Source organism: Zhongshania sp., from assembly GCF_041584495.1.
In the GTDB taxonomy this organism is placed as follows: Bacteria; Pseudomonadota; Gammaproteobacteria; order Pseudomonadales; family Spongiibacteraceae; genus Spongiibacter.
In genome coordinates this window covers 1-11,425 of record NZ_JBFHDY010000113.1, presented here as the reverse complement: position 1 = coordinate 11,425, position 11,425 = coordinate 1, and the positions used below count along the sequence as shown (strand labels likewise).

Sequence of the window (11,425 nt, the reverse complement as noted above, 5' to 3'; positions counted from 1 at the left end):
CGCAGCGCTGTAATTCGAAATTGCGCGGCCACGCCGCGCAATTTTACTGAGCTTAAAGACTAGACGCCTCTGACTTTCAATGGTAGAGTGCTGACGATCCTTCAAAGAAAACCCAATAATTAACCTTATTTTCGCTCCTGCTGTACACGTCGAGTTCGTTTCGGCTTTCCGATTCTGCCGTTCCTACGTCTCGCTCATATCTCGTCTAATTGATACCACTAAACCCATATACCTATGAATCTTACCGATCTAAAAACCAAACCAGCACAAGAATTACTCGACATCGCCAAAGAAATTGGCCTAGACAATGTCTCCCGTTCGCGCAAGCAAGACATCATCTTCTCAATACTTAAGCGCCACGCTAAAAGCGGTGAAGACATCCATGGCGACGGCGTATTAGAAATCCTGCAAGACGGCTTCGGCTTCCTGCGCTCCGCCGATTGCTCTTACCTCGCCGGGCCCGATGATATCTATGTTTCACCCAGCCAGATCAGACGCTTCAACCTGCGCACTGGCGACAGCATTGCCGGCAAAATTCGACCACCAAAAGAAGGCGAGCGCTACTTCGCTCTACTGAAAGTCGACGAAGTCAATTTTGCCCGCCCCGAGCAGTCCAAGAACAAAGTCCTGTTTGAAAACCTGACCCCACTGTTCCCTAATGAGCGCCTAACCCTAGAGCTGGGCACCGGTTCTACCGAAGATTTAACCGGCCGCATCATTGACCTCGCCGCACCTATCGGCAAAGGCCAACGCGGCCTGATCGTCGCCCCGCCAAAAGCGGGTAAGACCTTGATGCTGCAAAATATTGCCGCGAGTATTATCCGTAACAACCCAGAGTGTTACGTTATTGTTTTACTGATCGACGAACGCCCAGAAGAAGTGACTGAAATGCAGCGCTCGGTTGGTGTTCGCGGCGCCGAAGTTGTTGCCTCGACCTTTGACGAGCCACCAGCCCGCCACGTACAAGTGGCCGAGATGGTTATCGAAAAGGCCAAGCGCCTGGTTGAACACAAACGCGACGTGGTCATCCTCCTCGACTCCGTTACCCGTTTAGCCCGCGCCTACAATACCATTGTCCCGAGCTCCGGCAAGGTCCTCACCGGTGGTGTTGACGCCCACGCCCTGGAGCGCCCCAAGCGCTTCTTCGGCGCCGCGCGCAATGTCGAAGAAGGCGGCAGCCTGTCAATTATCGCCACCGCGCTGATCGACACCGGCTCCAAAATGGACGAAGTCATCTACGAAGAATTTAAAGGCACCGGTAACAACGAACTGCACTTGGATCGTAAAATCGCCGAGAAGCGCGTCTACCCTGCCATTAACATCCGCCGCTCAGGTACTCGCCGCGAAGAACTCCTCACCGGCGAAGAAGAACTCGCCAGAATGTGGATCCTACGTAAATTACTGCACGGCATGGAAGACACGGCAGCCATTGAGTTCTTGATCGACAAGCTCAAAGACACCAAGACCAATGCCGAGTTTTTTGATTCAATGAAGCGTAAGTAGTGCCGAATGCTTGACGGGAGACGGGAGATGCTTAAAAGCAAAACCCTAAATACCCGTCAAGATTTACACTTGGGCTTAATTAGCGCGGTGCCTGCCGCGCCTAATATTTTGACCTTGCCTCTCCCGTCTCCCATCCAGCGTAACGCCTGCTATGTATAAAGACCTCAGAGAATTCATTGCCGACCTCGAAGCCAAGGGCGAGCTGAAGCGCATCAAACACCCCGTTGATCCCAATCTTGAAATGACCGAGATTTGCGATCGGGTATTGCGCGCCGGTGGCCCCGCACTTATTTTTGAAAACCCCATTGGTTACAACATCCCCGTACTGGCGAATTTATTCGGCACCGAAAAACGGGTGGCCATGGGCATGGGCAAGGACGACATCAAAGCCTTGCACGAAGTCGGCGAGCTACTCGCGTTTCTGCGCCAACCCGATCCGCCAAAGGGGCTTCGCGACGCCTGGAGCAAGCTGCCGGTATTCAAGCAAGTATTGAATATGGGCCCTAAAATGGTGAACGGCGCCGCTTGCCAGCAATGCATGATTGAAGGCGATGCGGTCGACCTCAACACCCTGCCGATTCAAACCTGCTGGCCTGACGATGCGGCGCCGCTAATCACTTGGCCGCTGGTTATTACCCGCGGCCCAAATAAAGAACGCCAGAACCTAGGCATTTACCGTATGCAATTAATTGGCAAAAACAAGCTGATTATGCGCTGGCTGTCCCATCGCGGTGGGGCCCTCGATTTCCAAGAATTTACACAGGCCAACCCGGGCGAAAGGTTTCCAGTATCGGTTGCCCTTGGCGCCGACCCAGCGACCACCCTCGGCGCAGTAACACCGGTGCCCGACAGCCTCAGCGAATACGCCTTTGCTGGGCTATTGCGCGGCAGCAAAACTGAACTCACTACCAGCCTCAGCAACGATCTAAACGTACCCGCCAGTGCGGAGTTTATTTTAGAAGGTTATATCGACCCAGCAGAAATGGCCGACGAAGGTCCCTATGGCGACCACACTGGCTACTACAATGAAGTCGATAGCTTCCCAGTATTCACCGTGACCCATATCACTCATCGTAAACAGCCCATTTACCATAGCACCTACACCGGTCGACCACCCGATGAGCCCGCAGTACTCGGCGTCGCGTTAAACGAAGTATTAGTGCCGCTGCTGCAACGCCAATTTCCCGAAATTGTGGATTTCTATCTACCACCCGAAGGCTGCTCCTACCGCATGGCGGTGGTCACCATTAAGAAACAATACTCCGGCCACGCCAAACGCGTGATGTTTGGGGTATGGTCGTTTTTACGCCAATTCATGTACACCAAGTTTGTGATTGTTTGCGACGACGACGTCAACGCCCGGGACTGGAACGACGTGATCTGGGCCATTACCACCCGCATGGACCCAGCACGGGACACCGTGCTGGTTGAAAATACCCCCATCGACTACCTCGACTTTGCCTCGCCAGTCTCCGGCCTTGGCTCAAAAATGGGGATGGATGCGACCAATAAAATAGGCGGTGAAACCACCCGTGAATGGGGGCGCCCGATCGTAAAAGATCCGGCGGTTACTCAGAAAATTGATGATATTTGGGACAAGTTGGGGTTGAGTTGAGCTAAACTGAGCGTTTGGCGCCGTCTCGCTAAATGCATTCCATTGAATTTCTGCGATGTTCGGTGAGTTCAAAAGCGGGATCAAAAGTATTCGCTGTCGCTCATATGGATACCTGCCTGCGCAGGTGAGACGATATTTTCAAAGCATGATGAAATGCGGCTAAATGGTCGCTCCTGCGGAGGCAGGAGCCTATCCCCGCAACAAAGTACTCATTAGATGCTTGCACCCCACTTCCTTCCGCGCGGCGGAGCACTGCAGCAAGTAACCGGCTAAGTGGCACAAGCGGGGCTGAGGCCAGACGTCGGACGTCTGATGCAAGGGCATTCGCTGTCGCTCATATGGATACCTGCCTGCGCAGGTAAGACGATATTTTCAAAGCATGCTGAAATGCGGCTAAATGGTCGCTCCTGCGGAGGCAGGAGCCTATTCCCGCAACAAAGTACTCATTAGATGCTTGCACCCCACTTCCTTCCGCGCGGCGAAGCACTGCAGCAAGTAACAGCTTCACAACCTGTTATGGCCCCTTGGAGCTATTCCCAATTCCAATGATCGATTAATGCGCAAGCACAAATACGAAGTATCACAGGGGTGCTATTTTTATCCAAAGGATTAAACAACTGGCGTAGCCACGCCCCCTGCGGCCACATTATTTTAATCACCTGCGCAATGTTCACATTGCAGCTCGCCTTGACGGGATGTTCTTCATTTCCGCAGGAAGAAGGCATATTTGAGGAAGAGATGGTACTCGTCGTAGAGGAAACCCCCGCAATCTTAGAGTCAGGTCTAGCCTCTTTTTATGGCGCTAAGCACCACAATCAAAAGACCGCAAACGGCGAGCGGTATCGGCATGAGTTAAAAACCGCGGCCCATAGAACCCTGCCATTGCGCAGCTACTAAAGCCACAAACCAGAAAACCGGCCAAAGCGTTTTGGTCAAAATTAATGACCGAGGCCCATTTGTGCGGGAGCGGATTATAGATCTTTCCAAGTCGGACTTTGCAGGGATTGGCAATACGGCTTCGGGCTTACTCCATGCCGACGTACGAGTAATTGAGTGATCCAAAATTTGCTTAAGCAAAGGCAGGAGGTATAGGCACCTAGCTTCAATAACAACAGCCCATGAATAATGCTAAACTTGCAGGCCGCAGCAGACCATCACAAGTAACGCCAGATTATGAACGATTCCCTATTAAGCCCCCTTAGCACCGAATCGTCGCGATCAAAGGCCATACCCCTATCACTTTACGTCCACATTCCCTGGTGCGTGCGCAAATGCCCCTACTGCGACTTTAACTCCCACGAGCGCAAGGGCGACTTACCGGAACAAGCGTATATTGCCGCCATGTTAGAAGATCTCGAACAGGATTTAGATTTTATTCAAGGTCGCGAACTGCAAAGCATTTTTATTGGTGGCGGCACACCAAGCTTATTCAGTGCCGCGGCATACGAAACCTTATTTAAGGGTTTACAAAAACATTTACGCTTTGCCCCCGATATTGAAATCACCCTCGAAGCGAATCCCGGCACCTTGGAACAAGGTCGTTTTGAGGGCTATCACTCCCTTGGCATCAACCGACTTTCTATTGGCGTGCAAAGCTTTGACCCAGAACAATTAAACAAACTCGGCCGCATTCACAATAGCGATGATGCACGACGCGCCATTGCCTGCGCCCAGCATGCTGGCTTTAACAATTTTAATGTCGATTTAATGCACGGCCTCAACGAGCAAAACCAAACTGAAGCCATGCAAGATTTACAAATCGCCATCTCGGCAGGCGCGCCTCATATCAGCTGGTATCAACTCACCATTGAAGCCAACACCGAGTTTTTTAAACGACCACCCAGCCTACCATTAGAGACTGAAATGCATCGCATGCAAGCAGCGGGATTGTTGTTGCTGAACGACGCTGGTTTTACGCGCTACGAAGTATCGGCCTACGCCAAGGCCGGCCACCAATCCCGCCACAATCTTAATTACTGGCAATTTGGTGATTACCTCGCCCTTGGTGCCGGTGCTCACGGCAAAATCAGCCACGCGAATGGCGATATTTACCGTTACCAGAAAACCCGTAAGCCCGAAGATTATTTACAGCGCCAACCTTCACGCACGAGTAAACGTGAACCCATCGCCACAAGCGATTTAGCCCTCGAATTTATGATGAACGCACTGCGTTTAGAACAGGGATTTACTCGGCAATTATTCAGCGAGCGCACAGGTCAGAGCAGCAAAACCATCGATGCAATCTTAGTCAAACTGCAGCAGCAAGGTTTACTGCAAGAACAAAACCACCTAATACGGCCCAGCGCGCGCGGCTTTGAATTGATAGACAGCATCCTCAGCGAATTCTTAAACGCTTAAACCCTTTTCGCGCATTACACCAGACACTTGAGAACTAGATGTAAGCTATTCGATAAAATTGTCACCTGCAAAATTCATAACAATATCGGAAAATACGTATCGTCATGACATAAGTAAGCCGCTAAGTTTAAAGTCTTACCTCACTATTTGTGCTCTGGCATCGAGAATAGAAGATGCTTCCTTAAAAACAAGAAACTAGTATCACCAAGGCAAATTTCTCGCCGCGCAAGTACTGAATAGGCTATTACGATGATCGGAAAAGAATTGCTCTCGGCAGCCCTGTCAGCCACTTCGGAAGGGGTTATCATCGCCACCGTAAAGCATGACAACAAGCCAGATCGAATTATTTATGGAAACCGAGCTTTTGAAAAAATTATCGGCTTTGATAATGCATCGATTATTAATCACAAATATAATTTATTGGAACGTCTAAGTAAAAATACGCCAGTTACCGAGGACGAAATTGTTAACGCCATAGCTGCCGGAAAGAGTATTCAGTGTATTAGGAAATCTCAGACTAAATCTGGCGACTACTTTTGGCACGAACTGAGCATCTCTCCTGTTTTAGATGACCGTGGCACACTCACCCATATTATTGGCGTATTACACAATATAAATGAGCGCATCCACTATCAAGAGAAAATTGAACAACAAAATTTACTTCTCAAAAGAAAAAATCAACAACTTGATGAATTGGCTTTCCACGATTTCTTAACTACACTTTATAATCGTCGTTTTTTTGACCGGGAGCTTACCCGTCTCTGCGCCTTCCACCAACGCTATCAAATCCCGCTTAGCTTAGCCTTTTTTGACATTGATCATTTCAAGCAATACAACGATTACTATGGCCATAACGCGGGGGACCGGGCGCTGCGCCTCGTAGGCGAGCAAATAAGTCAGCATTTCAGTCGTGAAGCCGACATCTGTGCACGCTATGGCGGAGAAGAGTTTGTAGTGCTATCAGCAAGCGATTCAGATGAAACAACATTTTTAAAGCACGTTGAAGCCGTTAGATTAAAAATTGAGCAGCTGGCCATCCCGCACAAAAAATCCACATCGGAAAAGGTCATCACCGTCAGTGCCGGTATTTATGTCGCCGTACCAATGCGCGGTATGTCGCCCAATTATTTTACAGAAGAAGCCGATCACGCCATGTACCAAGCAAAACAGCTGGGCCGCAATCGCGTCGCCATTGCCCGCCATATCCGCATGGCCAGCGGTTAAGTTAAACTTGCGCGGCGGCGAAACACCTAGACATAGCAAACAGCGCCACCATCAATCCGAATATTCTGGCCATTGATAAACCCCGCCCGCTCACTGCAAATAAAGGCCACTAAATCGGCCACTTCCTGACGCTCGGCAATTCGGCCGCAGGGGTTCGGGTACTCGCTGGCCACAATTTGCTTAACAATATCATCCCAGTTATCCCCCCAGCCTTTCTTTTCAGCACGGCGTCGAAATCCGGCTTCTAGTTCCGCGGTACGAATATAGCCTGGCGAAATGGTGTTTACAGTAATACCAGTATGGCTCAACTCCTTGGTCAGACTTACACTCATGGTCGCTAAGGCGCCTTTAGCGGCGTAATAATGCGGCATAATATTATTGGGCTGATGACTCCCGATGGTGCCAAGCTGAACAATTCGTCCCCAGCCTTTCGCTTTCATTGCCGGTACCAAGCCCCGTATTAATCGCGCCGCCGACAAAACATTTTTCTGATACATATCCAGCCAATCGTGACTGGTGCTAATCGCCCACTTACCTGCTGATACTGTGCCATAGTTGTTTACTAAAATATCAACCTCGCCCACCCGATCCATGGTTTGCCGCAAAACGTGCTCGCAGCCTTCATCGCTACTGATATCACCCCACACCGCGCAAGCATTGGGGAATTTATCGGCAGCACGCTGAGCGAGACCCTCTTCATTGCTATGGAATACCACACAAGCACCCTCATTCGCCAAGGTAGCCGCTATACACTCACCCGTACCGCGATTGCTGCCGGTGACCAGCGCAATTCTCTTATTCAGATTTAAATCCACAGTACACCACCCTCTAAAATTAAGCTCATTGCAGCATAGTCGCATATAGCCAGTCTGTGGCAAAATCACAGGCTGAACACCAATAAAATAGAGGCCACTATGAATTTTTGTCCCCAATGCGCCAGCCCCATCGCCGAGCTATTAATCGACAGCGAGATTCGCAAAGGCTGCCCCGACACCCAGTGTGGTTTTGTACTGTGGAACAACCCCGTGCCCGTGATTGCCATGATTGTGGAAGTTGATGGCGGCGTGGTGATGGCCCACAACGTCAATTGGCCAAAAAATTTTTACTCTATTATTACTGGCTTTCTCGAAGCGGGCGAAGACCCTGAAGAATGCGCTCGCAGAGAAACCATGGAGGAGCTAAACCTCCACGCGCTAGAAACCACACTAATTGGCGCCTACCCTTTTGCCCAGCAAAATCAGGTGATTATTGCCTACCACGTGCGCGCCGCTGGTGAGATCAAGCTCAATCACGAACTTGATGACTATAAAATAGTACCGCCAGCCGAGATCAAACCTTGGCCTATGGGCACTGGACTCGCACTAACAGACTGGTTAAAGCAGCAGGGCCTGAGCCCTAAGTCTTAAGCTTGGGTGGCTGATCTTCTACCCGAGCTGTCTCGTCAGTGCTGTCATCTTCCTCTTCGTGGCTACCCTTATCCCGCGCGACTTCTGCCTTGGCCAATTCCCGTGCCTGTTCAAGCTCCTCGGTCAACAGACCGAGGGCTTTCTTTAGCTCATCGCGATCAGGCGCCTCCTCGCCCTCAACAGGCTCGGCGTTCAACTGGTCTTTGAGTTTTTTAATTTTGCCCTGTAATTGCTCGACTGCGCTGGCCACCTCGGCCTTGCTGAATAAGATTTCTTCAGCGTGACCACTGCGATCTTCGTCTGGTTGCCGCGTCACTTTACGCTTAGGAATAAATTTTAACTCAGCAGGTAATGGTCGCTGATTCATAAAGCTCGGCGACACGATTTCGATGCCCGCATCATGCAGTGCATCTAGTATTTTGCCGCGCAAACGCGAGCGCGCACTGACCAACAATGCCGCTTCTTTAAGCCAGCCACTGGCGCGATAATTCACCGAGAAATCACCTAGATTGCGAATCTGGACAAAGCCATTTTCCAATTCTGCCGCTTCAATTGCCCTCAACAGGGCCGTCTCAATATCACGTCGGTCAACGTCATAGCCCAGCGACACCTCTGCCGACACCACCGTGCCCGAGGCCCGCACCACATTGTAGGGCTCTTGCACCAACAACAAGTTAGGTACCGTGACTAGCTCGCTGGTTTCATTCTGAAATTCCACATGCAGTAAACCGCGCTGCGACACCCGCCCCAATTCACCACGAAACTCAATATAATCGCCAGCCCGGAAGCTATTCACCGTGCGCAGCATAAAGCCCGCCATTAAATTGCCCATCACCGAGGTCGATGACAGCGCGATCGCGGCACTCATTAACAAACCGACCAAACTCAAGAGTTGGCCGCGCAGCTCACCATTCATTGGAATCGTGCTTATTGCCAGCAGCAAGCCACTCAGCCGAAAGGCCAGACGCGAGCCCTGCTCCCGATACCGGGTGTCGGCACCATGACTTTTCTGCACCGCAAACACTTTGCGAGTGAAAAGCCAGGTGGCAAATAGCAAGCCTATTACCACCGCAAACGGCCCCCACTGGCCCAGCCAATTCGGCGCTACGCTAAGGACTGCGTCTAAAGCATCGTCCATTCAAAAAGCCTCGTTACTGTTATAAGACTGCATCATACTCATAGACTCGAGTATAGACACCTGCCCGCGTCATCGCGGACACCATATTTACCGCATACGAAGGCGCCGCGCTCTGTGCTAAACTGCGGCCCAATAGCTAACGCTCAAAATACTACTCAGCGACCGCGCACGAGGAACACTATGCCTGTATATCGCTCTAAGACTACCACCGCTGGCCGCAATATGGCGGGTGCCCGCGCACTGTGGCGCGCCACCGGCATGAAAGACGGCGACTTTGAAAAACCGATCATTGCGGTAGTGAACTCCTTTACACAATTTGTACCCGGCCATGTTCACCTCAAGGACATGGGCCAGTTGGTTGCCCGCGAAATTGAAGAAGCTGGCGGCGTCGCCAAAGAATTTAATACCATTGCTGTTGATGACGGTATTGCCATGGGCCACGACGGTATGCTCTACAGCCTGCCGAGTCGCGATATTATTGCCGACTCCGTGGAATATATGGTCAACGCCCACTGCGCCGACGCTATGGTGTGTATCTCAAACTGCGACAAAATTACCCCCGGCATGCTCAATGCGGCGCTGCGCCTGAATATTCCCGTGATATTTGTGTCCGGTGGCCCCATGGAAGCGGGTAAAACCAAGCTGTCTGAGCATAAACTCGATTTAGTCGACGCTATGGTCATCGCGGTCGACGACAGCGCTACCGATGAGAGGGTCGCTGAATACGAGCGCTCAGCCTGCCCAACGTGTGGCTCCTGCTCGGGCATGTTTACCGCCAATTCAATGAACTGTCTGACCGAGGCGCTGGGCCTGTCCTTGCCCGGCAACGGTTCTATGCTGGCCACCCACGCTGACCGCAAAAAACTGTTTTTGGAAGCAGGCCGCCGAATTGTTGAATTATCTCGCCGGCATTACGAAGAAGACGATTACAGCGTACTGCCCCGCAATATTGCCTCCTACAGTGCCTTCAGCAATGCCATGGCCCTCGATATTGCCATGGGCGGCTCCACCAATACCATATTGCATTTATTGGCTGCCGCGCAGGAAGCTGAGCTGGACTTCACGCTTAAAGATATCGACGCGCTGTCGCGGAAAGTCCCCCAGCTGTGCAAGGTTGCACCGAATACGCCGCTGTATCATATGGAAGACGTGCACCGCGCCGGTGGCGTCATGGCAATATTAGGTGAGCTTGATCGCGCCGAATTGTTGGACACGAGCCTCCCGACTGTACACGCCAGCACCATGGCGGCGGCCTTGGCCCAGTGGGACATCATGAGCACCGACAACGACGCAGTGAAGAACTTCTTTAAAGCTGGCCCAGCGGGTATTCCCACCCAAACCGCGTTCAGCCAAGACACTCGCTGGAGTTCGTTGGACGCCGACCGCGAAAACGGCTGTATCCGCAATCTAGAACACGCCTTCTCACTAGAAGGCGGCTTGGCCGTACTCTATGGCAATATTGCAGTAGACGGCTGTGTGGTAAAAACCTCAGGCGTAGATGAGAGTATTCTGGTATTTGAAGGCCCAGCCCATATCTGCGAAAGCCAAGAAGGCGCGGTAGACGATATTTTAAATGACCGCGTAAAAGCGGGCGACGTGGTTATTGTGCGCTACGAAGGCCCCAAGGGTGGCCCCGGCATGCAGGAAATGCTCTACCCTACGAGTTATATTAAGTCTAAGGGCTTAGGTAAGGCCTGTGCGCTCCTCACCGACGGCCGTTTCTCGGGCGGTACTTCTGGCCTGTCTATTGGTCACGCTTCACCCGAAGCCGCTGCCGGCGGCGCAATTGGCCTGGTTGAGCAAGGGGATATTATCCGTATCGACATACCTAACCGCAGCATCAATGTACTGGTAGACGAAGCCGAACTGAATAAGCGCCGCAAAGCCATGGACGCCAAAGGCGCCGACGGCTGGAAACCCGTGAAAGAACGCCCACGCAAAGTATCTGCTGCCTTAAAGGCTTACGCTAAAATGGTAACCAGTGCTGACAAGGGTGCGGTGCGGGATATTAGCCAACTGTAAACGTCGCAAGGATGTTTGCGGATCGGGTAGGAGGCGGAATCACTTCCGCCGTCCTCCCACACCACCGTACATACGGTTCCGTATACGGCGGTTCATATTGTACTCATGAGACGACGATACTGATCCACTAACGAGATCAGCCCCAGTTGATCAAAACGG

10 protein-coding genes are annotated in these 11,425 nt (G+C 51.6%); 8 read left to right on the top strand and 2 right to left on the bottom strand.

The window, feature by feature from the left end; genetic code table 11:
- Positions 1-234: 234 nt before the first annotated feature.
- The 6 genes from rho to ABYP33_RS15045 all read left to right on the top strand — a co-directional run bounded on the left by rho (position 235) and on the right by ABYP33_RS15045 (position 6,700).
- Positions 235-1,503: a transcription termination factor Rho gene (gene rho / locus ABYP33_RS15070; protein WP_008253345.1), complete on the top strand. Its 1,269-nt coding sequence runs from the start codon at positions 235-237 to the stop codon at positions 1,501-1,503.
- A gap of 151 nt (positions 1,504-1,654) precedes the next feature.
- On the top strand, positions 1,655-3,118 hold the full coding sequence (gene ubiD, locus ABYP33_RS15065) for a 4-hydroxy-3-polyprenylbenzoate decarboxylase (RefSeq protein ID WP_373091985.1): 1,464 nt from the start codon (positions 1,655-1,657) through the stop codon (positions 3,116-3,118).
- 666 nt (positions 3,119-3,784) lie between these two features.
- Positions 3,785-4,015 (top strand): hypothetical protein, encoded by a 231-nt coding sequence (locus tag ABYP33_RS15060; RefSeq protein WP_373091984.1) that lies wholly within the window; start codon positions 3,785-3,787, stop codon positions 4,013-4,015.
- A 31-nt stretch (positions 4,016-4,046) separates the two neighbouring features.
- A complete protein-coding gene (locus ABYP33_RS15055) occupies positions 4,047-4,175 on the top strand; it encodes an RlpA-like double-psi beta-barrel domain-containing protein (RefSeq protein WP_373091983.1) in 129 nt (42 codons plus the stop codon).
- A 116-nt stretch (positions 4,176-4,291) separates the two neighbouring features.
- Entirely contained in the window at positions 4,292-5,476 is a 1,185-nt protein-coding gene (hemW, locus tag ABYP33_RS15050) for a radical SAM family heme chaperone HemW (RefSeq protein WP_373091982.1), read from the top strand.
- A 249-nt stretch (positions 5,477-5,725) separates the two neighbouring features.
- Entirely contained in the window at positions 5,726-6,700 is a 975-nt protein-coding gene (locus tag ABYP33_RS15045) for a GGDEF domain-containing protein (protein WP_373091981.1), read from the top strand.
- A gap of 26 nt (positions 6,701-6,726) precedes the next feature.
- Here the strand turns inward: ABYP33_RS15045 and ABYP33_RS15040 are convergent, their stop codons facing one another.
- Entirely contained in the window at positions 6,727-7,515 is a 789-nt protein-coding gene (locus ABYP33_RS15040; RefSeq protein WP_373091980.1) for an SDR family NAD(P)-dependent oxidoreductase, read from the bottom strand.
- Positions 7,516-7,614: 99 nt separating this feature from the next.
- On the opposite strand from ABYP33_RS15040, the gene ABYP33_RS15035 reads away from it, so the two are divergent.
- Positions 7,615-8,106, top strand: a complete 492-nt coding sequence (locus tag ABYP33_RS15035) for an NUDIX domain-containing protein (protein WP_008253332.1) — start codon at positions 7,615-7,617, stop codon at positions 8,104-8,106.
- Here the strand turns inward: ABYP33_RS15035 and ABYP33_RS15030 are convergent.
- On the bottom strand, positions 8,096-9,244 hold the full coding sequence (locus ABYP33_RS15030; RefSeq protein WP_373091979.1) for a mechanosensitive ion channel domain-containing protein: 1,149 nt from the start codon (positions 9,242-9,244) through the stop codon (positions 8,096-8,098). The genes ABYP33_RS15035 and ABYP33_RS15030 overlap by 11 nt on opposite strands.
- A gap of 180 nt (positions 9,245-9,424) precedes the next feature.
- Here ABYP33_RS15030 and ilvD point away from each other — a divergent pair, with 180 nt between their 5' ends.
- Positions 9,425-11,266 carry a dihydroxy-acid dehydratase gene (gene ilvD / locus ABYP33_RS15025; protein WP_373091977.1) on the top strand — a complete coding sequence of 614 codons (1,842 nt, stop codon included), beginning with the start codon at positions 9,425-9,427 and terminating at the stop codon, positions 11,264-11,266.
- Positions 11,267-11,425: the final 159 nt, after the last annotated feature.

Excerpts from the sequence above, each read along its gene's own strand:
- ABYP33_RS15060 (WP_373091984.1), top strand. The coding sequence starts at position 3,785 with ATGTTCACATTGCAGCTCGCCTTGACGGGATGTTCTTCATTTCCGCAG.
- hemW (WP_373091982.1), top strand. The coding sequence starts at position 4,292 with ATGAACGATTCCCTATTAAGCCCCCTTAGCACCGAATCGTCGCGATCA.
- ABYP33_RS15035 (WP_008253332.1), top strand. The coding sequence starts at position 7,615 with ATGAATTTTTGTCCCCAATGCGCCAGCCCCATCGCCGAGCTATTAATC.
- ilvD (WP_373091977.1), top strand. The coding sequence starts at position 9,425 with ATGCCTGTATATCGCTCTAAGACTACCACCGCTGGCCGCAATATGGCG.
- ABYP33_RS15030 (WP_373091979.1), bottom strand. The coding sequence starts at position 9,244 with ATGGACGATGCTTTAGACGCAGTCCTTAGCGTAGCGCCGAATTGGCTG.
- ABYP33_RS15045 (WP_373091981.1), top strand. The coding sequence starts at position 5,726 with ATGATCGGAAAAGAATTGCTCTCGGCAGCCCTGTCAGCCACTTCGGAA.
- rho (WP_008253345.1), top strand. The coding sequence starts at position 235 with ATGAATCTTACCGATCTAAAAACCAAACCAGCACAAGAATTACTCGAC.
- ubiD (WP_373091985.1), top strand. The coding sequence starts at position 1,655 with ATGTATAAAGACCTCAGAGAATTCATTGCCGACCTCGAAGCCAAGGGC.